This is a genomic window from Kocuria sp. GQ42, from assembly GCF_059758435.1.
Map to the genome: position 1 here is coordinate 86,699 of NZ_JCAXEN010000006.1, position 19,569 is coordinate 106,267.

20 protein-coding genes are annotated in these 19,569 nt (G+C 72.8%); 12 read left to right on the plus strand and 8 right to left on the minus strand.

From position 1 onward, the window contains the following. Window positions 1-109 precede the first annotated feature (109 nt). From AC6CH6_RS13125 to AC6CH6_RS13140, 4 genes are all read left to right on the plus strand, one after another. On the plus strand, window positions 110-1,144 hold the full coding sequence (locus tag AC6CH6_RS13125) for a DUF368 domain-containing protein (protein ID WP_095649911.1): 1,035 nt from the start codon (window positions 110-112) through the stop codon (window positions 1,142-1,144). Between the two features lie 78 nt (window positions 1,145-1,222). Next, a complete protein-coding gene (locus AC6CH6_RS13130; protein ID WP_498255459.1) occupies window positions 1,223-2,704 on the plus strand; it encodes a DUF1538 domain-containing protein in 1,482 nt (493 codons plus the stop codon). Then, complete coding sequence (locus tag AC6CH6_RS13135; protein ID WP_498255460.1) at window positions 2,701-3,054, plus strand: P-II family nitrogen regulator; 354 nt, start codon at window positions 2,701-2,703, stop codon at window positions 3,052-3,054. Before AC6CH6_RS13130 ends, AC6CH6_RS13135 begins: the two co-directional genes overlap by 4 nt. 73 nt (window positions 3,055-3,127) lie before the next feature. Further along, complete coding sequence (locus AC6CH6_RS13140; RefSeq protein ID WP_498255461.1) at window positions 3,128-3,517, plus strand: CBS domain-containing protein; 390 nt, start codon at window positions 3,128-3,130, stop codon at window positions 3,515-3,517. Window positions 3,518-3,545: 28 nt separating this feature from the next. Here AC6CH6_RS13140 and AC6CH6_RS13145 read toward each other — a convergent pair whose 3' ends face one another. The 6 genes from AC6CH6_RS13145 to AC6CH6_RS13170 all read right to left on the minus strand — a co-directional run bounded on the left by AC6CH6_RS13145 (window position 3,546) and on the right by AC6CH6_RS13170 (window position 9,180). Further along, a complete protein-coding gene (locus AC6CH6_RS13145) occupies window positions 3,546-5,213 on the minus strand; it encodes an NERD domain-containing protein (RefSeq protein ID WP_498255462.1) in 1,668 nt (555 codons plus the stop codon). A gap of 264 nt (window positions 5,214-5,477) precedes the next feature. Further along, window positions 5,478-5,666, minus strand: coding sequence for a CsbD family protein (locus tag AC6CH6_RS13150; RefSeq protein ID WP_035925348.1), 189 nt, complete (start codon window positions 5,664-5,666; stop codon window positions 5,478-5,480). Window positions 5,667-5,781: 115 nt separating this feature from the next. Continuing rightward, window positions 5,782-6,285 carry a hypothetical protein gene (locus tag AC6CH6_RS13155; RefSeq protein WP_126350465.1) on the minus strand — a complete coding sequence of 168 codons (504 nt, stop codon included), beginning with the start codon at window positions 6,283-6,285 and terminating at the stop codon, window positions 5,782-5,784. 32 nt (window positions 6,286-6,317) lie between these two features. After that, window positions 6,318-7,370, minus strand: a complete 1,053-nt coding sequence (locus AC6CH6_RS13160; protein WP_368795255.1) for a zinc-dependent alcohol dehydrogenase family protein — start codon at window positions 7,368-7,370, stop codon at window positions 6,318-6,320. 83 nt (window positions 7,371-7,453) lie between these two features. Then, window positions 7,454-8,413, minus strand: a complete 960-nt coding sequence (locus AC6CH6_RS13165) for a hypothetical protein (RefSeq protein WP_498255463.1) — start codon at window positions 8,411-8,413, stop codon at window positions 7,454-7,456. Window positions 8,414-8,565: 152 nt separating this feature from the next. Continuing rightward, window positions 8,566-9,180, minus strand: a complete 615-nt coding sequence (locus AC6CH6_RS13170; RefSeq protein WP_498255464.1) for a PadR family transcriptional regulator — start codon at window positions 9,178-9,180, stop codon at window positions 8,566-8,568. 174 nt (window positions 9,181-9,354) lie between these two features. Here AC6CH6_RS13170 and AC6CH6_RS13175 point away from each other — a divergent pair, with 174 nt between their 5' ends. The 3 genes from AC6CH6_RS13175 to AC6CH6_RS13185 are packed head-to-tail and all read left to right on the plus strand — an operon-like array spanning window position 9,355 to window position 12,880. Then, the gene (locus AC6CH6_RS13175) at window positions 9,355-10,470 is read left to right on the plus strand and encodes an aromatic ring-hydroxylating dioxygenase subunit alpha (protein WP_498255465.1); all 1,116 of its coding nucleotides are present in this window, start codon (window positions 9,355-9,357) and stop codon (window positions 10,468-10,470) included. A gap of 9 nt (window positions 10,471-10,479) precedes the next feature. Further along, window positions 10,480-11,484, plus strand: a complete 1,005-nt coding sequence (locus AC6CH6_RS13180) for a PDR/VanB family oxidoreductase (protein WP_498255466.1) — start codon at window positions 10,480-10,482, stop codon at window positions 11,482-11,484. 10 nt (window positions 11,485-11,494) lie between these two features. Further along, a complete protein-coding gene (locus AC6CH6_RS13185) occupies window positions 11,495-12,880 on the plus strand; it encodes an MFS transporter (RefSeq protein ID WP_498255467.1) in 1,386 nt (461 codons plus the stop codon). On the opposite strand, the gene AC6CH6_RS13190 is transcribed toward AC6CH6_RS13185, so the two are convergent. Then, window positions 12,849-13,346 carry a DUF427 domain-containing protein gene (locus AC6CH6_RS13190; RefSeq protein WP_498255468.1) on the minus strand — a complete coding sequence of 166 codons (498 nt, stop codon included), beginning with the start codon at window positions 13,344-13,346 and terminating at the stop codon, window positions 12,849-12,851. The genes AC6CH6_RS13185 and AC6CH6_RS13190 overlap by 32 nt on opposite strands. Before the next feature lie 131 nt (window positions 13,347-13,477). Here AC6CH6_RS13190 and AC6CH6_RS13195 point away from each other — a divergent pair, with 131 nt between their 5' ends. From AC6CH6_RS13195 to AC6CH6_RS13205, 3 genes are all read left to right on the plus strand, one after another. Further along, the gene (locus AC6CH6_RS13195) at window positions 13,478-14,533 is read left to right on the plus strand and encodes a YeeE/YedE family protein (protein ID WP_498255469.1); all 1,056 of its coding nucleotides are present in this window, start codon (window positions 13,478-13,480) and stop codon (window positions 14,531-14,533) included. A 33-nt stretch (window positions 14,534-14,566) separates the two neighbouring features. Further along, window positions 14,567-14,794 (plus strand): sulfurtransferase TusA family protein, encoded by a 228-nt coding sequence (locus tag AC6CH6_RS13200; protein WP_017833997.1) that lies wholly within the window; start codon window positions 14,567-14,569, stop codon window positions 14,792-14,794. Between the two features lie 162 nt (window positions 14,795-14,956). Beyond that, window positions 14,957-16,390: an aminobutyraldehyde dehydrogenase gene (locus tag AC6CH6_RS13205; protein ID WP_498255470.1), complete on the plus strand. Its 1,434-nt coding sequence runs from the start codon at window positions 14,957-14,959 to the stop codon at window positions 16,388-16,390. A gap of 17 nt (window positions 16,391-16,407) precedes the next feature. Here AC6CH6_RS13205 and AC6CH6_RS13210 read toward each other — a convergent pair whose 3' ends face one another. Next, the gene (locus AC6CH6_RS13210; protein ID WP_498255471.1) at window positions 16,408-17,154 is read right to left on the minus strand and encodes a TetR/AcrR family transcriptional regulator; all 747 of its coding nucleotides are present in this window, start codon (window positions 17,152-17,154) and stop codon (window positions 16,408-16,410) included. 110 nt (window positions 17,155-17,264) lie between these two features. On the opposite strand from AC6CH6_RS13210, the gene AC6CH6_RS13215 reads away from it, so the two are divergent. Together AC6CH6_RS13215 and AC6CH6_RS13220 are read left to right on the plus strand one after the other, a co-directional pair. Then, on the plus strand, window positions 17,265-18,701 hold the full coding sequence (locus AC6CH6_RS13215; RefSeq protein WP_498255472.1) for a flavin monoamine oxidase family protein: 1,437 nt from the start codon (window positions 17,265-17,267) through the stop codon (window positions 18,699-18,701). Further along, on the plus strand, window positions 18,698-19,567 hold the full coding sequence (locus AC6CH6_RS13220) for a universal stress protein (protein WP_498255473.1): 870 nt from the start codon (window positions 18,698-18,700) through the stop codon (window positions 19,565-19,567). The genes AC6CH6_RS13215 and AC6CH6_RS13220 overlap by 4 nt, the downstream gene beginning before the upstream one ends. Window positions 19,568-19,569 lie beyond the last annotated feature (2 nt).

The window sequence follows — 19,569 nt, forward strand, 5'->3', positions numbered from 1 at the left end:
TCGGGCCAGTCTACGCACGCGTGTCCGGCGGCACACCCGGGGCCGCCGGGGCGGGCGCCCGCCCCGGTACCCTGGCAGGCGTCCCCTCTTCCCCTGCCCAGGAGCACCTGTGACGCCCTCGTCGCCCCCGGACCGTCCCTCGACACCGCCGGCCACCACGACCACCGCCACGACCACCCCCGGCGGGGAGGTCCGCCGCAGCATCCCGGGCAACGTGGTGCGCGGCGCGCTCATCGGCGTGGTCGAGACCGTCCCCGGGGTCAGCGGCGGCACCGTGGCCCTCGTGGTCGGCATCTACGACGAGCTCATCAACTCCGCCGGGCACGTGGTCTCCGCCGGCAGGCGGGCGCTGCTCGGGCCCGACCGCGCCGCCGGGGTGCGGCACCACCTGGCCCGGGTCCACTGGCGGATCGTGGTGCCCGTGGTGATCGGCATGGTCGCGGCCCTGCTCACCGTGGCCGGGCCCATGAGCCACCTCGTCGAGGAGTACCCCGTCACCATGCGGGCGCTGTTCTTCGGCATGGTCCTGGCCTCCATCGGAGTGCCCCTCCGTCTGGCGGGCGGGGCCCTGCGGGCCCGGGACGCCGCCGTCGTGGCGCTCGCGGCCGTGCTCGCGTTCGTGCTCGTGTCCGTGCCGCCCACCACGGTGGCCCCCGCGCCGCTGCTCATCGTGCTCGCGGCCATGGTCGCGGTGTCCGCGCTGCTGCTCCCCGGGCTCTCCGGCTCCTTCCTGCTCCTGACGATCGGGCTCTACCAGCCGACGCTGCGGGCCGTCGACGAGCTCGACCTCGGCTACCTGTCCCTGTTCTTCCTCGGGGCGGCCCTGGGCATGGTGGTCATCGTCAAGGGCCTGCAGTGGCTCCTCGACCACCACCACCGCGTCACCATGCTGGCGCTCACCGGGCTCATGCTCGGCGCCCTGCGCACGCTGTGGCCCTGGCAGCTCGAGGACCGCACGCTGCTCTCCCCCGAGGGGGACTGGTGGGTCCAGCTGCTCGCGGCGGCGGCCGGCTGCGTCGTCGTCCTCGCCCTGCTGGCCGTCGACGCCCGCACCCGGGCGCGCACCGGGCACGGCTCCCAGGAGGAGCTCGCCGGCGTCGAGTCCGGCGACGACGCCGACGAGGCCACCGACAGCACCCGGTAGACGGCCCCGGGCCGGCCGCGACAGACTGGCGGGAGACACCCCGCCCGCGGCTCCCCCGGAGGAGGTCCGGCAGCGCCCATGGAGCACCTCACGCACTTCTCCCGGGAGTTCCTGAAGGCCCTGCGGAGTCTGCTGCCCATCGTGGTGGTGGTCGTGGTGTTCCAGCTGGCCGTGTTCCGGGAGGTCCCGGAGCAGCCCCTGCGGCTCGTCGCCGGGCTGCTGGTCGTGGGCGTCGGCATCGCCCTGTTCCTGCAGGGCCTCGACCTCAGCGTGTTCCCGGTCGGCAAGAACCTGGCCAACCAGTTCGCCCGCCGCGGCGCCCTGGGGCTGCTGCTCCCGTTCGGCTTCGCCATCGGCTTCGCCGCCGTGGTCGCCGAGCCCGCGCTGATCGCCGTGGCCGAGCAGGCCGAGCTCGTCAGCGAGGGACGGATCAGCGCCCTCGTGCTGCGCCTCGTCATCGCCGTGTCCGTGGGCGCGGTGCTCGTCCTCGGCATCCTGCGCATCCTGCGGGGCTGGGCGGTGCAGAGGCTGCTGCTGCCCGGCTACGTGCTCGTCCTGGTCGCCACGTACGTCGCCCCGCCGGAGATCGTGGGGCTTGCCTACGACTCCGGCGGCGTCACCACGAACATCGTCACCGTGCCGCTGATCGCCGCCATCGGGATCGGTCTCGCCAACTCGATCCGGGGCCGCAGCGCGCTCTCGGACGGCTTCGGCCTCGTGGCCCTGTGCGTCATGGTGCCGATGATCGGCGTGCAGCTGTACGGGATCTGGGTCTACACGTTCGCCGACGCCGAGGCCGTCGGCGCCGCCGGGTCCGGGGGCGCCCCGGTGCACTGGGCCCTCGAGCACGTGCTGGGGCTCGCGGAGATGGTCCGGGACGTGCTGCCCATGGTGCTCGTGGTCCTGTTCTTCCAGTACGTGGTGCTGCGGCGCGGCGTGGCCCACCCGCTGCGCGTGGCCGTGGGCTTCGTGATGGTCCTCGTGGGGCTGTACGCGTTCGTCGTCGGCCTCAAGATGGGGCTCTTCCCCATCGGGACGATCATGGCGGAGCAGCTGATCGAGCGCGGAGCGCCCGCCCTCATCCTGCTCTTCGCCCTGCTCATCGGCTTCGCCACGACCATGGCCGAGCCGGCCCTGGTGGCCATCGGCGAGCAGGCCGAGGCGGCCTCGCCGGGTCGGATCAGCGGTTCCGCCATCCGGCTCGTCGTGGCCGTCGGCGTGGCGGTCGGCATCACCCTGGGCGTGTACCGCATCCTCGTGGGAGCACCGCTGCACTACGTGATCATGGCTGCCTACGCCGTGGTCATCGTCCTGGTCCTGCTGGCGCCGAAGCACATCGTGGCCCTCGCCTTCGACCTCGGCGGCGTCACCACCTCGGAGGTCACCGTGCCCCTCGTGACCGCCCTCGGGATCGGGCTCGCGGGCGCGATCGAGGGCCGGGACGTGCTGATCGACGGCTTCGGCCTGATCGCCTTCGCGTCCATCTTCCCGATCATCTCGGTGCTCGGGTACGCCATGATCCTGGAGAGGATCCCCCGCCTGCAGAAGGAGCCGACATGAAGTTCACCGCCGTGGTGGTCATCGCCCCCGACGAGCTCGAGGACACCGTCATCGAGCAGGCCCAGCGCGCCGGGGCCACGGGGGTGACCATCCTCCCGGGCAAGGGCATCGGGGGCGAGACCAAGCGCACCTTCTTCGGCCTGACGTTCGAGGGCGCCCAGACCGTGCTCCTGATGGTCGTGGGCACGCACCTGGCCACGCCCATCCTCAAGGTGATGCACGACCTGCTCGTCGGCGGCGGCGGCGGCTCCCGCGGCATCGCCTTCAGCATCCCCATCGACCACCTCACGGGCATCGACATGCAGCAGGTCGCCCGGTTCGAGGAGCACATGCGCCGCGAGGGCGCCTGACCCGACGCCCGTTCGAGCCCCGAACGAACTCCGTCCGAGATTCCCACCGTCCGAGATTCCCAGGAGGAACCCCGTGCTGACCGTCAAGGACGTCATGGTGCGCGACGTCATCACCATCTCCCCCTACAGCACCCTGCGGGAGGCGCTGTCGACCATGAGCACCCGCCAGGTCAAGAGCCTGGTGGTGGAGCCGCAGCACCCCCACGACGGCTACGGGCTGCTCAGCTACAGCGAGCTGCTGCAGGCCATCGTGGCGGAGGAGGGGGACGTGGACCTCCTCAACGTCTACGACGCCGCGGTCAAGCCGGTGGTCACGGTCGGCGAGGACCTGTCCGTGAACCAGGCCGCGGCGCTGATGACCCGCTTCCGGTTCAACCGCCTGGTGGTGGTCCAGGGCAACGAGCTCATCGGGCTGCTGGCGATGAACGACATCCTGGCGCGGCTGATCAGCGACCTGACCTGACCGGCTCGCCGGCAGGGGCGGCTCCGGGTCAGCCCGCGGGCGGGCGCCATGCCTCGCCCGCGTCGAGCGCGGCCATCAGGCGCGGGCCGGCGGCCTCCTCCACGACCTCGCGGGGGCCGACGACGACGAGCAGCGACCTCGCGCGGGACATGCCCACGTAGACCATGTGCTGGGCCCGGGCCATGTCCTGGAAGCCGTTGACCGCCAGGACCACGGCCGAGGGTTCGAGGCCCTTGAAGCCCAGGACGTGCCCGTAGAAGACGTCCTCCTCCGCGAAGTGGCCGTCCCAGTAGGCTCCGAAGCCCTCCGTGTCCACGATCTCCCGCTGCACCGGGTGGCGCCTGCCGGTGGTCAGCAGCGCGATGCGGCCCGGGTCCCACCCCTCGTCCTGGAGGGCGACCACGGAGTCGTCGGCAAGCTCCAGGACCGCCCCCGGCTCGACGTCGACGAACCGCACCGCCGGGCCCTCCCCGTTCCGGCACCGCTGCGGCTCCCGGGCCAGCGGGGCGAAGGCCCGGGCAATGGTGGCGGTGTTGCGCAGGTTGTCGTCCAGCGGGAACGGGTTGAGGTCGATGGGGGCGTGCCCGTCCCGGTCGAAGATGCGCTGGTGCTCGTCGGTGAACACGAACAGCACGCCCTGGTCCGGGTCCTCGAGGCACTGGACCAGCGCCTCCCACCACAGCTCCCCGAAGTCCTGTCCCTCGTCCACGACGATCGCGTCGAACCGGTCCCCGTCCGGACGGGCGGCGGCCAGCTCCCGCAGCCGCTGGGGGAGCCGGTGCTCCCAGTAGTCGGGGTCGTCGTCCTCGCCGGGCTCCGCACCCCATTCGACGGGCAGCCGGTGGAACAGCCCGATGTACGCCGGGCGCTCCTCCTCCGGCCACGCGCGGGACATCAGCTCGAAGTACCGCGCGAGCCCCCGGGAGTAGCACACGAGCGCTGTGCGATGCCCGTCGCGGGTCAACCGGCGGGCCTTGAGCATGGCCAGGTGGGTCTTGCCGGAACCGGCGCCTCCGGTGATCTGCGCGCGGTGCTGCCACCGCAGCAGGGACAGGGTGCGCTCCTGCTCCCGGGTGAGCTGGTTGCCGGAGTCCTCGAGCTCCCGGGCGAGGTCCTGTACGTTGCACAGGGACAGGTGGGTGCGGCGCAGGTTCTTGACGATCAGCTCCACGGTGATCGCATCCGGTGGGCGGTAGGCCTGCGTGCTGCGGCGCAGCACCTGGTTCAGCCGTCCGGCGATGCCGTCCAGGTCGGTGCGGTCGAACAGCCGGTCCCGCGGGGCGTCGGGGACGTCCCAGTCCCCGGGCAGGCGCGTGTAGGGCAGGGCAGCGAAGAACGTGGTCCGCCCGCCCCCACGGGACAGCCGCGGCGCCAGGTAGTCCAGGAGGGCGTGCATCCCGGACCGGGCCTGCTCCAGCGGCGACCGCTTCAGCCGGTGCGCCCCACCCCGGCCTGACTGGTGCCACTGCCCGTTCCGGACCGAGACCTCCCCGCCCTTCACCTCGATCACCGCGTTGCCCACACCCGGCCACAGCACGAGAAGGTCCAGCTCCGCCTCGACCTCGTCCCCGGTGATGCGCTGCCCCGAGATCAGCACCGCGTCCTCGGGGAGCTGCGCCCGCAGCGCCTCCCAGACGCACTGCTCCGCCTCGAAGCCGGGCGGGAACTCCGGGGACTCCGGGAAGGTCTGCGGCATGGCCCCAGGCTACCCAGGATGTGCCATCGCAACCGGGAGGCGGTGCGCCGTCGCGTGACGAGGCGCGATCCGCGACCCCCTCGTGCCGGCGGGTCGGCATCTGCCGGTACGAGCGGCGCATTCCGACGGGACGCGACCCCTCGCGGTGGGAGGAGGCGGAACGGGACCCCTCGCGGCGGCGGGGGAGGCGGAGCGCGGCGAAGGGCCCCGGTGTCGACTGCGACACCGGGGCCCTCCGGGTGGTTCGACGGCTGAACCGTGCTGCTACATTCCGTCCTTGAAGTTCTTGCCCGCGTCCTTGACGTTCTCGCCGGCCTGCTTGGCGCTGCCGGACAGCTTGTCCGCCTGGCCCTCGGCCTGGAGGTCGCGGTTGTCGGTGGCGTCGCCGACCTTTTCCTTCGCGGTGCCGCTCGCCTTCTCCGCGGCGTTGCTGATCTTGTCTCCGAGTCCCATGGGCTCTCCCTCCGGTCGGTGAACAGGTGCTTCCAGCGTAGACCCCTCAGCATGCTGAGGGAACAGGCGGGGCGCCCCGGAAGGGGTCATTCCCCCCAGGGCGAACAGCGGCCGCTCAGCGCTCCGGGACGTCGAGGCCGGCCGCGGTCAGGCGCTCGCGCAGCCAGGCCGGGATCCTGCGGTCCATCCTCCGGTAGCGCCCGAGGTGCCGGCGCCAGTCCTCCGCGGCGACCGGGTGCGGGGCGTGCGCCGGGAGGGCGGGGTCGTCGTCGTAGTTGAGCACGAGCTCCACACCGGGGCGCTGCCAGCGCCGCCCGGCCACGGTGACGATCAGCGTGGCGGACAGCCATGACCCGTCCACGAGGTCGGCGTAGTCCTCCTGGAGGGCCCGGGCCAGCCGGCGCGGGGTGCTGCGCAGGCCCTCGGCGTCCACGGGGCGGCGGGTCGTGCGGTCCCCGCGGACCTCCCGCACCTGCAGGCGCAGGTCCCGGCCCACGCTCAGGACGTCCAGCACGAGCGCGTCCCATCCCGGCTCGGTCCCGTGGGCGCGGACGAGCCACCGGGCCAGCCGGTCGATGGTCCTGCGCTGCCGGGGGCTCTGGAGTCTGTCGGTCCGCACGGCCACACGCTAGCAAGCGCCGGGCCGGCCGCTCAGTCCGCCGTGATGACCACCTTCACCGCCCGGTGCTGCGCGGCGTTGCCGAACAGCTCGTAGGCCTCCTCCATCTGGGACATGGTGAAGCGGTGGGTGGCCATCGCCTTCGCGTCCAGCCGGCCGGACCGGACCATGTTGAGCAGGCTGCCCACGGTGCGGCAGTCCACGAGCCCCATGTTGATGCGGACGTTGGAGATCCACATCCGGTCCAGGGGCAGCTCCACCGGCTTGCCGTGCACGCCGGCGTTGGCCACCGTGCCGTAGGGCCGGACCACGTCCAGGCAGGTCCGGAAGGTCTGGGGCACGCCCACGGCCTCGATGGCCACGTCCACGCCGAGACCGTCCGGGGACAGCGCCCTGATCCGCTCGACGGCGTCCGGGTCCCCGGCGTTGACCTTGTCCGTGGCCCCGAGCTCGAGGGCCTTGTCCATCCGGTTCTCGTCGAGGTCCACGGTGATGACGCGCCCGGCGCCGCAGAGGTTCGCCGTCATGACCGCGCCCAGGCCCACCGGCCCCGCGCCCACGATCGCGACCGTGTCGCCGGGCTTCGTGTTGCCGTTGAGGATGCCGATCTCGAAGCCCGTGGGCAGGGCGTCGGTCAGGAACAGGACGTCCTCGTCGTCGAGGCCCTCCGGGACCTTGTGCACGGAGGTCTCCGCGAACGGCACGCGCACGTACTCGGCCTGCGTGCCGTCGATGAGGTGCCCGAACACCCATCCGACGCCGCCCAGGGTCTGGCAGTGGGAGGGCTGGTTGTTCCTGCAGTAGGAGCACTTCCCGCAGTTGGTGACCGCGGGGATGATGATGCGGTCGCCGGGCCTCAGCCCGGTCACGGCGTCCCCGACCTCGGTGATCGTGCCGACCGCCTCGTGGCCGAGGACCCGGCCGTCGACGACCGCGGGGACGTCGCCCTTGAGGATGTGCAGGTCGGTGCCGCAGATGGTGGTCGTGTCGACCTTCGCGATGACGTCGGTGGGGTCCTGGAGGGTCGGGTCCGGGACCTCCTCCCAGGCCTTGCGGCCCGGTCCGTGGTAGACGAGTGCCTTCATGGGGTCCTCCTCGGTCGCCGGTCCGGCGGGCTGCCGGGCCGCCCGTCCTCATCGTAGGCGCGAGGATCCCGGTCCGGCAGGACTCACTGGTAGGAGACGAACCATGGCTGCGGCTCGATCGCGGACGTCTCCTCCGGCGTGAAGGTGGGCGTGTCCTCGTCGTAGAAGTTCTTCCACGCCATCCGGATCCCCTCCGGCAGGCCCTGCTGCAGCCGCTCCCACGTGCCCGTCTTCAGCGCCGGGGTGCCGTGGCCGTCGGCGTGCAGGACCAGCGCGAGCTCCGGGCGGGAGGCGTCCACGAGGTGGCGGTTCGTGATCATCGACTCCGCGAACTGGTGCAGGACCACCACCTTCTGCGGCAGGTCGTGGTCCCGGGTCAGGCCTGCGAGCCACGCCGTGGTCGCGTTGATCTCCGCGGCGTCCACCGAGCCGATCTGCACCATGTGCACCTGGTCCGGTCCCAGCCGCCACTCCGGGTCCAGGGCCAGGCCCACGTTGGGGAGCTCGAGCAGCTCCTGGTACTGCTGCGCCTGGCTCAGGAAGTCCTGCCGGCCGGGCTGGAGGTCCAGCACCACGTAGACGTCGTGCTCCGCCGCGGCCTCCACGTACGGGCGCAGCTCCTCGACCGGGAGCTCCTCGGAGTAGTCCCCGTCCTCGCCGGGGCCCGCGGAAGCCGTGGTCGCGATGATCTCGAACGCGGGGACCACCGGCACGTCGCTGAAGGGCTCGTACTGGGCGGCGAGCTCCTTCGCCCGGACGGCCGACTCCTCGGGGCCCTGCTCCCCGAGCACGCCCAGCGCCGGGGTCCCGGGGCGGCCGTAGAGGGCCACCATCCGCCGGTCGGGGAACACCTCGGTGCCCCCGCCGATCAGCTCCGCGGGCTCCTCGGGCACGGGGGTCGGGGAGGGGGCGGCCGACGACGGCGACGCGTCCGCCGCCGGTGTCGCCGCCGAGCCGCTGCCGGCGCCCTGGGCGCAGCCGGTCAGGAGGAGCGCGGCGCACAGGGCCGGGACGAGGGGGCGGGGCAGCGGCGAGCGGGTCATGGTCTGTCCTGGGGCCGGGGGCAGGGGGGTCCGCCCAGCCTACGCACCGGCCGGTGCGCCGGGCGGGAACAGGACCCGGAACGGTGCCGGCCGCGGCGCGGGTGCGTCACGCGGCGACCCGGGCGGCCCGGGACCCGGTGGCCCGCCGGACCTCAGGCGGTGCCGGGCTCCCCGGGCCCGCCCAGTTCGCCCAGCTCCTCGAGCAGCCGCAGGCCGCGCTCGGCCCAGGCGATCTCCTGGTCGGCGCGGGCCACCTGCCCCTCGTAGGCGAAGACCTTGAACCGGGTGATCCGCTCCCACTGCTCCTCGGGGTTGGCCGCCAGCCGGCGCGCCAGCGTGGGGCTCGTGCGGTCCTGGAGCGCCCTGATCTGCTGGAGGGCCTGCGCGCGCTGGTCCCGGTAGTGCTCGATGTGGGCGTGCAGCTGCGCGGCCGCGGCGCCGGGGGAGGCCCACTCGAAGTAGGCGGCCCGCAGGTGGGCGGGGTCCCGCTCCCGGACGTAGCCGAGCGGCTGGTCCTGCCACTGCCGCAGGGCGCGCTCGCCCTCGGGCGTGATCGAGTACTCCGTCTTGGTGGCCCCGCGCGAGCCCCACGGGACGGGCCGGCTCGTGAGCAGCCCCTCCGCGTGCATCTTGCGCAGCTCCGGGTAGATCTGCGAGTCGGGGGCGTGCCACACGTGGCCCACGGAGGAGCTGAACTGCTTGACCACGTCGTAGCCCGTCAGCGGCCCCGAGGAGAGCAGTGCCAGCAGGGCCGAGCGGAGGCTCACGGGCGGTTCCTTCCGTCGCAGCAGGGGTCGTCCTGCTGAGCCTAGCCGGGAGCCGGGCCCGTGACCCTTGTCACTCACTATGGACATAGGTATTGTGTGTCCTGCGCCACGACTATCTATCGAGATAGTGAGTGGATCGTGCTCGCCCCGGACCGCCCAGCAGAGGACCGCACCATGACCGTCGCCGCCACGAGGACCACCTCCACCGCCAAGCTCCTGTCCCACCCGCTCGACGCCTGGTACGTCGCCGGGTGGGACCACGAGATCACCGGGAAGGGCATCCTCTCCCGCACCGTGGCGGGACGCCCGCTGGCCCTGTACCGGACCGAGGACGGCCGTCCCGTGGCCCTGGCGGACGCCTGCTGGCACCGGCTCGCGCCGCTCTCCCAGGGCCGGCTCGTGGGCCGCGACGAGATCCAGTGCCCGTACCACGGGCTGCGCTACAACGCCGCGGGGCGGTGCACCTCGATGCCCGCCCAGGAGACGCTGAACCCCTCCGCCACCGTGCCCTCCTACCCGGTGCTCGAGCGCCACCGCTACGTGTGGGTCTGGCTCGGCGACCCCACGCGGGCGGACCCCGCCCTGCTGCCCGACATGCACCAGATGGACAGCCCCGAGTGGGCCGGCGACGGCGAGACCATCCACGCCCCCTGCAACTACCAGCTGGTCCTCGACAACCTCATGGACCTCACGCACGAGGAGTTCGTGCACTCCTCCAGCATCGGCCAGGAGGAGCTCTCCGAGTCGGAGTTCGAGACCACCCACGACGAGCGCTCCGTGACCGTGACCCGCTGGATGCGCAACATCGACCCCCCGCCCTTCTGGCTCAAGAACATGCGGGACAAGTTCCCGGGCTTCGAGGGCAGGGTGGACCGCTGGCAGATCATCCACTACACCTTCCCCTCCACCATCTGCATCGACGTCGGCGTCGCCGAGGCCGGCACCGGGGCGCCCGAGGGGGACCGCTCCCGCGGGGTCAACGGCTACGTGATGAACACGATCACCCCGGAGACGGACCGCTCCTGCCACTACTTCTGGGCCTTCATGCGCAACTACCGCCTGGAGAGCCAGCTCATCACCACCGAGCTGCGCAACGGCGTGCACGGGGTGTTCGGGGAGGACGAGGCCATGCTCCAGGCCCAGCAGGCGGCCATCGACGCCAACCCCGAGCACGAGTTCTACAACCTCAACATCGACATGGGCGGGATGTGGGTGCGCCGGCTCCTCGAGCGGGCGCTCGAGGCCGAGGGCCGCCCCGCCGCCGCCCCGGCCGCTCCCGCCGGGGCCTGAGGAGGGGCCGTGGCCGATTCCCAGCACGAGGTCTGGCAGCGCGCCGCCGTCGTCGCCGTCGAGGACGTCGCCGCCGGCATCCGGCGCGTCGTCCTGCGCCCCGACCAGCCGCACCCGGTGCGGCCGGGCGAGCACGTGGACGTCCGCGTCCTCGTCCACGGCGAGGAGCAAGTGCGCTCCTACTCCGTGGTCGACGCCGACGACGACGGCGCGCAGCTCGCCGTCAGCGTCTTCCGCACCCCCACCTCCCGCGGCGGCTCGATCTTCATGCACGGCCTCGAGCCCGGGCAGGTCCTCGAGATCACCCAGCCGCTGCAGAACTTCCCGCTGCGCGTGGGGGCCCCGTCCTACGTCCTGCTGGCCGGCGGGATCGGCATCACCGCGATCGCCGGGATGGCGGCGCTGCTGCGCCGGCTCGGCGCGGACTACCGCCTCGTCTACGTCGCCCGCTCCCGCGCCGCCATGGCCTACCTCGACGACCTGCGCACCCTGCACGGGGAGCGGCTCGAGGCGCACGTCGACGACGAGGGCGGCTCGCTCGACGTCCCGGCCCTCGTGGCCGGCGTGCCGGAGGGCGCCGAGCTCTACATGTGCGGCCCCATCCGGCTCATGGACGCGGTGCGCCGCGCCTGGGCCGAGCGGGGGCTGGACCCGACCGGCCTGCGCTACGAGACCTTCGGCAACAGCGGCTGGTTCGAGGCCGAACCGTTCGTGGTCCGCGTCCCCCGGCTGGGCGCCGAGACCGTCGTCGGCCCCGACGAGTCCCTGCTCGAGGCCCTCGAGCGGGAGGGCCTCGACATGATGTCCGACTGCCGCAAGGGCGAGTGCGGGCTCTGCCAGGTCAAGGTCCTCGGCCTGGCCGGGCGGATCGACCACCGCGACGTGTTCTACTCGGACCGGCAGAGGCAGACCGGCACGTCCATGTGCTGCTGCGTCTCGCGGGTGGTCTCCGCCGCACCGGCGGCCGATCCCGGCGAGCGCCCGGCCGCCGTCCTCACCATCGACGTCCCCTGAGAGGCTCCCCATGGACATCCGACACCAGATCGACGCATCCAGGATGTCGTCGTACCAGTGGCTCATCATCGCGGTGACCACGTTCCTCAACGCCCTCGACGGCTACGACGTGCTCGCCATGGCGTTCACGGCCACCTCCGTGACCGAGGAGTTCGGGCTCTCCGGCTCCCAGCTGGGCTGGCTGCTCAGCGCCGGGCTCATCGGCATGGCCGTGGGCTCCCTCGTCCTCGGGCCCTTCGCGGACCGGTACGGCCGGCGGAGGATCCTTGTGCTGGCCCTCGCCGTCAACGCCCTCGGCCTGTTCCTGTCCACCACGGCCGGGTCCGTGCTCGAGCTCGGGCTGTGGCGCGTCGTCACCGGCCTGGGCGTGGGCGGCATCCTCGCCTCCGCCACGGTGATCACCAGCGAGTACGCCAGCGCCCGCCACCGCGGCATGGCCGTGAGCATCTTCACCGCGGGCTACGGCGTGGGCGCCACCCTCGGCGGCATGGGTGCGACCCAGCTGATCCCCGCCTTCGGCTGGCGCTCCGTGTTCCTCACCGGCGGTCTGCTCACCCTCGTGGCGATCGCGCTCGTGCTGGCCGTGCTGCCCGAGTCCGTCGACTACCTCCGCACCCGGCGGCCGGCGGGCGCCGTGCAGAAGCTCGACCGCATCGCCCGGCGCCTGCGCCTCGAGGGGGAGGTCGAGCTCGGCCCCGTCCCGGCCGGCGCCGGCGAGCGGCGGAGCAGCGTGGGCCTGCTGCTCAGCGGCCGCTACCGCACCGCGACCCTCCTGCTGTGGGCGGCCTTCTTCGTCATCATGTTCGGCTTCTACTTCGCCAACTCCTGGACGCCCCGGCTCCTCGTGGAGACCGGGATGACCGAGCAGCAGGGCATCGTCGGCGGGCTCATGCTCACGATGGGCGGCACCTTCGGGTCCCTGCTCTACGGCGCGCTGACCACCCGGTGGGACGAGCGGCTGACCCTGATGGCCTTCACGGTGCTCTCCGCGGTGACCCTCGTGCTGTTCATCACCACCACGTCCGTGCCCCTGCTGGCGTTCTCCTCCGGCGTGGTGGTCGGCATGCTCATCAACGGCTGCATCGCCGGGCTCTACACCGTGGCGCCCATGACCTACGAGCCCGGCATCCGGACCACCGGCGTGGGCTGGGGCATCGGGGTCGGCCGGGCCGGGGCGATCCTCGCCCCCATCGCGGTCGGCGCGCTGCTGGACACCGGCTGGACCCCCACGCAGCTCTACGTCGGCGTGGCGGTCGTCGTCGCCCTCGCGGCCCTGGCCCTCGTCCGGCTGCGCCCCTACGAGGAGTCCGCCGAGGAGTCCGCCGCCGCGTCCGCCGCGGGCGCGGCCGGCGGGCGGCCGGGGCTCACCAGCCCCGGGTCCCCGGAGCGCCTTTGAACGGACCGACCACCCGCGAGGTGATCCAGCCCCCGTAGAAACCGCCCTCCTGCGGGAGCACCTGCTCCCCGGCGACGAGGCAGCGGTCCATCATCCCGGGCATCAGCGCCACGTGCCCGCGCAGGGACGCGAAGCCCGGCGCGGGGGAGGGGTAGGTCCAGGCCGCCCGGGGCGCGGTGCGGGTCCCGCCCCGGACGTCGAAGTACGCCGCCGCGCCCTTCCACTCGCACCACGAGCTGCCCTCGCACGGGACCAGGGCGTCCTCGGCGAAGGCCTCGCGGGGCAGGTAGTAGGTGGGCGGGTGGCTGGTCTCGAGCACCCGCAGCGCGGCCGTGGTGGAGGCGATGCGCTCGCCGCCCAGCCACACCTCCACGTGCTCCCGGGTGGGCTCGGTCCGGGGCGGTCTCGGGTAGTCCCACACGGACTCCTGGCCGGGGCCGGGGGTCTCGGGCCGGGGTCGTCTCATCAGCCGCCCTCTCGAGGTCTCGGGTGCCGGCGGATCCGCCGGGGACCCGCCGGACGTGTCGTCCTCATCACAATGCTACGGCGGGTGACGGTGCGCTGGAGTGCTTGCCGTGGAATGGATAACGTGCGGGGATGCTCATCTCAGGCCTCCTCATCGGCGCCGCCCTCGGATTCGTCCTCCAGCGCGGCCGCTTCTGCGTCACCGGCGCGTTCCGCGACGTCTGGATCGCGAAGAACACGTGGTGGCTGTCCGCCTTCTTCGTGGCCATCGCCGTCCAGGCGGTCGGCATCTGGGTGCTGAACGCCCTCGGCGTCATCACCCTCGAGGCCTCGGCCTTCCCGTGGCTGGCCACGATCGTGGGCGGCTTCGTCTTCGGCTTCGGCATCGTCCTCGCCGGCGGCTGCGCCACCGGCACCTACTACCGCGCCTCCGAGGGCCTCGTCGGCTCCTGGTTCGCGCTCATCTTCTACGCGCTGTTCGCGACCATCTCCAAGTACGGCCCGCTGGCCGGGACCACCGAGGCCATGCGCGGCGTGACGGTCGGGACCCAGGGCTCGATCCACGAGACCCTCGGCGTCTCCCCGTGGGTGCTCGTGCTGGCCCTCGTCGCCGTCACCGCCCTGTGGGCCCGCCACCACCTCACCAAGCCGCGGATGAAGATGGCCACGCTCCCGCCGGAGCGGACCGGCCTGAACCACCTGCTGTTCGAGAAGGCCTGGAACCCGTTCGCCACCGCCGTGGTCATCGGCGTCATCGCGATCATCGCCTGGCCCGCCAGCTGGGCCACCGGCCGCGAGTCGGGCCTCGGCATCACCACCCCGTCCGCCAACATCGCGAGCTACCTGACCACGGGTGACGTCGAGCTCGTCGACTGGGGCGTGTTCCTGGTCCTGGGCATCCTGATCGGCTCGTTCATCGCGGCCAAGGGCTCGGGCGAGTTCAAGCTCCGCGTCCCCGACGCGCAGACCATCGTCCGCTCCATCGGCGGCGGCGCCCTCATGGGCGTCGGCGCGGCGTGGGCCGGGGGCTGCACCATCGGCAACGCCCTGGTCGCCACCGCCGCGTTCGAGTGGCAGGGCTGGGTCAGCTTCGCCGTCATGATCCTCGGCACCGGCGCGGCCGCCAAGCTCTTCATCGCCCCCCGCAAGACGTCCGCCGCCCCGGGCCGCGTCCCGGCCGGCGTCTGACCCACCGACCCCCAGTCCCAGGAGGCACCACCCATGGCACAGCACATCCTCGAGACCGACGGTCTCGTCTGCCCGTTCCCCGTGGTCGAGGCGAAGGCCGCGATGGCCGAGATGCCCGCCGGCGACGAGCTCGTCATCAACTTCGACTGCACCCAGGGCACCGAGGCCATCCCGCGCTGGGCGGCCGAGAACGGCTACCCCGTCACGCAGTTCAGCAAGCGCGGTGCGGCCGAGTGGTCGATCACCGTGCAGAAGGCCTGATCCCCGGCAGTCCCACGCAGCGGCGGACCCCCGCGACCGAGCATCCTCGGACGCGGGGGTCCGTCGTCGTCGGTGGTCCCGGTCACACCGGACCCTACTAAAATGAACGCTGATCATTTAGAGTGGCAGGCACCGCGTTCTCGCCCGCAGAGAGGAACCACCATGAGCGACGTCCTGCAGAACTACGTCGACGGCGCCTTCGTCGACGCCCACGGCACCGGCCGGATCGACGTGGTCGACCCCACCACCGGCACCACGGTCGCCGTCTCGCCGGTCTCCGACGCCACGGACGTGGACCAGGCCTTCGCCGCCGCCCGCGCGGCGTTCCGGAGCTGGAAGCGCACCACGCCGAGCGAGCGGCAGCTCCTGCTGCTCCGGCTCGCGGACGCGCTCGAGGCGCACAGTGACGAGCTCGTCGAGGCCCAGCACCGCAACACCGGCCAGCCGCGGCAGATGATCGCCGACGAGGAGATCGCCGCCGGCGCCGACAACCTGCGCTTCTTCGCCGGCGCCGCCCGAACCCTCGAGGGCAAGGCCGCGGCGGAGTACCTGGGCGGGCACACCTCCTACGTGCGGCGCGAGCCGGTCGGCGTCGTGGCGCAGGTGACGCCGTGGAACTACCCGCTGCTGATGGCGATCTGGAAGCTCGGCCCCGCACTGGCCGCCGGCAACACGGTGGTCCTCAAGCCCTCGGACACCACCCCCGAGTCCACCCTCGTCCTGGCCCGGCTCATCGACGGGATCTTCCCGGCCGGCGTGGTCAACGTGCTGCTCGGGGACGGCTCCACGGGCGCGCTCATGACCGGGCACCGGACCCCGGCCATGGTCTCGATCACCGGGTCCGTCCGTGCCGGCCGCGCCGTGGCCCTCGCCGCGGCGCAGAACCTGACGCGCGGGCACCTGGAGCTCGGCGGCAAGGCGCCGGCGGTCGTCTTCGCGGACGCCGACCTGCCCGCCGCGGCCAAGGCGCTCGTGGAGTTCGGCACCTTCAACGCCGGCCAGGACTGCACCGCGGTGACGCGCGTCCTGGTCCAGGACAGCGCCCACGACGAGTTCGTGCGCCTGCTCGCCGCGGCCGCCCGGGACATCGTGACGGGCGACCCGGACGAGTCCAGGAACTTCTACGGCCCGCTCAACAACGCCCGCCACTTCGAGGACGTGTGCCGCAAGCTCGCCGAGCTGCCCGAGCACGCGAGCGTGGTCACCGGCGGGAAGCCGGTGGCGGGCTCGCCCGGCTACTTCTTCGAGCCCACCGTGGTGTCCGGGGTGCGCCAGGACGACGCCCTCGTCCAGGAGGAGACCTTCGGCCCGGTGCTCACCGTGCAGCCCTTCGCCACGGAGGAGGAGGCGCTCGAGCTGGCCAACGACGTCGACTACGCCCTCGCCTCGAGCGTGTGGACCACCGACCACGGCACGGCCATGCGGGTCTCCCGCGAGCTCGAGTTCGGGTGCGTCTGGGTCAACACCCACGTCATGCTGGTCTCCGAGATGCCGCACGGCGGGTTCAAGGACTCCGGCTACGGCAAGGACCTCTCGCTCTACTCGGTCGAGGAGTACACCCAGGTCAAGCACGTGATGCACGCCCTGGACGCCTGAGCCGGCGCGGCCGGGGCTCAGTCCTGACCGGCGGATCCGTCCTGGCCGGCGGATCCGTCCTGCCGACCGGCCCGGTCCCGGGCGGCCGCCAGGCGCAGCCGGAAGCCCTCCAGCATGGCGGTGAGGGCCGCGTCGAAGGCCGCGTCCGCCGCGGCGGTGGCGTCCGCCGGCCGTGCCTGCACGGCGTCGGCGAACACCGGGGCGAGGTCCGCGCGCTCCCCGGGGTCGAAGATGTCGGCGGGGGCCGTCGCGTCGTACGCGGCGCCGAAGACGAGCGACTCGATCGAGACGATCACGTCCACGATGCTGGCGCGCTCCCAGCCCGCGTCCGCGAGCCCGGAGGCCACGGTCTCGTACATCTGCAGGGTGTGCGGTGAGTCGGCGACCGGCTGGACGGCCATGATCGGGATCATGGCCGTGTGCTGGGCGTAGCAGTCCCGGTAGGACCGCGCCCAGCTCTCGAGGGCCCGGTCCCACGGGACGGTGCCGAAGGCGGAGCAGTCGATGCCCTGGTTGATCGAGTCCTGGACCCGGATCAGCACCTCGCGCTTCGACGGCGTGTGGTTGTAGAGAGCCGAGGTGGAGACCTTCAGCTCCCGCGCGAGCTCGGTCATCGTCAGGTGCCGGTAGCCCCGGGTGGCCACGATCTTGATCGCGGCCTTCGTGATCCGATCCTCGGAGAGCACCGGATGGCGCGGGCGACCGCGACGCCGAGGGGCGGGGCCGGCGGGAGCCATGAGCAGATCCTCCTGCAGTCGGGGCATGTGGCGCTTCCTCCTGAGTCTAGGTGCAACGAGTTGGTGACGGCTCTTGACGAGCACGGGCCGGAGCCCATTTAATGAACCTAATTCATTTTAGTGTGAAGGAGAGCACAGTGACCGATCAACGCACCCTGGGCAGCGAGACCGCGATCGAGCGCGACGTCGTCGTCGTGGGAGCCGGCCCCGCCGGGCTCATGGCCGCCCGCGCGCTCGTGGCCGCCGGGCGGACCGTGGCGGTCCTCGAGGCCCGCGACCGCGTGGGCGGGCGGACCTGGTCGAAGACCGTGGACGGCGCGTTCCTGGAGATCGGCGGGCAGTGGATCTCCCCCGACCAGACCGAGCTGCTGGCGCTGGTCGACGAGCTCGGCCTGGAGACCTACCAGCGCTACCGCGAGGGCGAGTCCGTGTACCTGGCGCCGGACGGGACCCGCCACACCTACACCGGCTCGATGTTCCCGGCGGGGGAGTCCACGATCGCGGAGATGGAGAAGCTCGTCGCGCTCCTGGACGGGCTCGTGGCCGAGATCGGCGCCACCGAGCCGTGGGCGCACCCGGCGGCCCGGGAGCTGGACACCATCTCCTTCCACCACTGGCTGCGGCAGCACTCCGACGACGAGGCCGCCTGCAGCAACATCGGGATCTTCGTGGCCGGCGGGATGCTCACCAAGCCGGCGCACGCGTTCTCCGTGCTGCAGGCCGTGCTCATGGCCGCCTCCGCCGGGTCCTTCTCGAACCTCGTGGACGAGGACTTCATCCTCGACCGGCGCGTGGTCGGCGGCATGCAGTCCGTCTCGGAGACCATGGCGGCGGAGCTGGGCGAGGACGTCGTCTTCCTGGACACCCCGGTGCGCACGATCCGCTGGGCCGGCGCGGACGGGACCTACGCCGAGCACGTCCCGGGCACCCCGGTGACCGTGTGGTCCGACCGGCTCACGGTGCGGGCGAAGGACGTGGTCGTGGCCGTCCCGCCCAACCTCTACTCCCGGATCTCCTTCGAGCCGCCCCTGCCGCGGCTGCAGCACCAGATGCACCAGCACCAGTCGCTGGGCCTCGTGATCAAGGTGCACGCCGTCTACGAGACGCCCTTCTGGCGGGACAAGGGCCTCTCCGGCACCGGCTTCGGCGCCCACGAGCTCTCCCAGGAGGTCTACGACAACACCAACCACGGGGACCCGCGCGGCACCTTGGTCGGCTTCGTCTCGGACGAGCGGGCCGACGAGCTCTTCGGCCTGCCCGCCGAGGAGCGCCGCCGGCTGATCCTCGAGTCCCTCTCCCACTACCTGGGGGAGGAGGCCCTGCACCCGGTGGTCTACTACGAGTCCGACTTCGGCTCCGAGGAGTGGACCCGCGGCGCCTACGCCGCCAGCTACGACCTCGGCGGCCTGCACCGCTACGGCGCCCACCAGCGCACCCCGGTGGGCCCGATCCGCTGGGCCTGCTCCGACCTCGCGGCCGAGGGCTACCAGCACGTCGACGGCGCCCTGCGGCAGGGCCGGCTCGCCGCGGCCGAGGTCCTCGGCGCCGGCTCGCTGACGGGCGCGGAGCGATGACCACCGCCGGGGTGCCGCGCTACGTGGTCGGCTACAGCGGCGACCGGCGCAGCCGGGACGCCGTGCGGCTGGGCGCCGCGCTCGCGCGCGACGTGGGCGCCGAGCTCGAGATCGTCCTCGTGCTGCGCGCGGACGACCCGTACCAGCAGGTCTACCCGCCGGTGGGGGACATCTCGCCCGTGCTCCGCCGGCAGGCCCGCCAGTGGCTGCGCGAGGCCGCAGCCCTGGTGCCCGAGGGGATCACGGCCCGCACCCACGTGCGGGAGGCGCGGTCCGTGCCCACCGGCCTGGTCGAGGCCGCCACCGAGCTGGGGGCCGCGATGATCGTGGTCGGCGCCGGGACGGGCGGCGGCCGCTTCACCCTGGGCTCCGTGGTGAACGCGCTGCTGCACAGCTCGCCGGTCCCCGTGGCGCTCGCCCCGCGCCGGTATTCCGGGGACGAGCCGCTGACCCGGGTCTACGCCGCCGTGGGCACCCGCCCCGGGGCGCACCAGGTCATCCGGGAGGCCGCCGAGGCGGTCGAGCGCTCCGGCCTGGAGCTGGAGCTCCTCTCGTTCCTCGAGGGCGAGGCCGCGGACCCGGGCGCCACCGAGCAGGCCCGCCGGCGCGTCGAGGAGCACCTGGAGGCCGCAGCGGCCGAGGCCCGCCGGACCGGGCCCGTGACCGTGCGGGTCGCCTCCGGGCGGACCCTCAAGAAGGCCGCGCAGGACGTCGACTGGGCTCCCGGCGGCCTCCTGCTCATCGGCTCGTCCCGCCTGGCCCAGGGGCGGCAGACCTTCCTGGGCACCACCGCAGCACGGCTGCTCAAGCACGTCCCGGTCCCGATGGTCGTGGTCCCACGGCCCGCCCGCACGGAGGAGAACTGATC

Excerpts from the sequence above, each read along its gene's own strand:
- AC6CH6_RS13220 (WP_498255473.1), top strand. The coding sequence starts at position 18,698 with ATGACCACCGCCGGGGTGCCGCGCTACGTGGTCGGCTACAGCGGCGAC.
- AC6CH6_RS13150 (WP_035925348.1), bottom strand. The coding sequence starts at position 5,666 with ATGGGACTCGGAGACAAGATCAGCAACGCCGCGGAGAAGGCGAGCGGC.
- AC6CH6_RS13130 (WP_498255459.1), top strand. The coding sequence starts at position 1,223 with ATGGAGCACCTCACGCACTTCTCCCGGGAGTTCCTGAAGGCCCTGCGG.
- AC6CH6_RS13135 (WP_498255460.1), top strand. The coding sequence starts at position 2,701 with ATGAAGTTCACCGCCGTGGTGGTCATCGCCCCCGACGAGCTCGAGGAC.
- AC6CH6_RS13145 (WP_498255462.1), bottom strand. The coding sequence starts at position 5,213 with ATGCCGCAGACCTTCCCGGAGTCCCCGGAGTTCCCGCCCGGCTTCGAG.
- AC6CH6_RS13160 (WP_368795255.1), bottom strand. The coding sequence starts at position 7,370 with ATGAAGGCACTCGTCTACCACGGACCGGGCCGCAAGGCCTGGGAGGAG.
- AC6CH6_RS13210 (WP_498255471.1), bottom strand. The coding sequence starts at position 17,154 with ATGCCCCGACTGCAGGAGGATCTGCTCATGGCTCCCGCCGGCCCCGCC.
- AC6CH6_RS13185 (WP_498255467.1), top strand. The coding sequence starts at position 11,495 with ATGGACATCCGACACCAGATCGACGCATCCAGGATGTCGTCGTACCAG.
- AC6CH6_RS13205 (WP_498255470.1), top strand. The coding sequence starts at position 14,957 with ATGAGCGACGTCCTGCAGAACTACGTCGACGGCGCCTTCGTCGACGCC.
- AC6CH6_RS13175 (WP_498255465.1), top strand. The coding sequence starts at position 9,355 with ATGACCGTCGCCGCCACGAGGACCACCTCCACCGCCAAGCTCCTGTCC.
- AC6CH6_RS13190 (WP_498255468.1), bottom strand. The coding sequence starts at position 13,346 with ATGAGACGACCCCGGCCCGAGACCCCCGGCCCCGGCCAGGAGTCCGTG.
- AC6CH6_RS13195 (WP_498255469.1), top strand. The coding sequence starts at position 13,478 with ATGCTCATCTCAGGCCTCCTCATCGGCGCCGCCCTCGGATTCGTCCTC.
- AC6CH6_RS13200 (WP_017833997.1), top strand. The coding sequence starts at position 14,567 with ATGGCACAGCACATCCTCGAGACCGACGGTCTCGTCTGCCCGTTCCCC.
- AC6CH6_RS13165 (WP_498255463.1), bottom strand. The coding sequence starts at position 8,413 with ATGACCCGCTCGCCGCTGCCCCGCCCCCTCGTCCCGGCCCTGTGCGCC.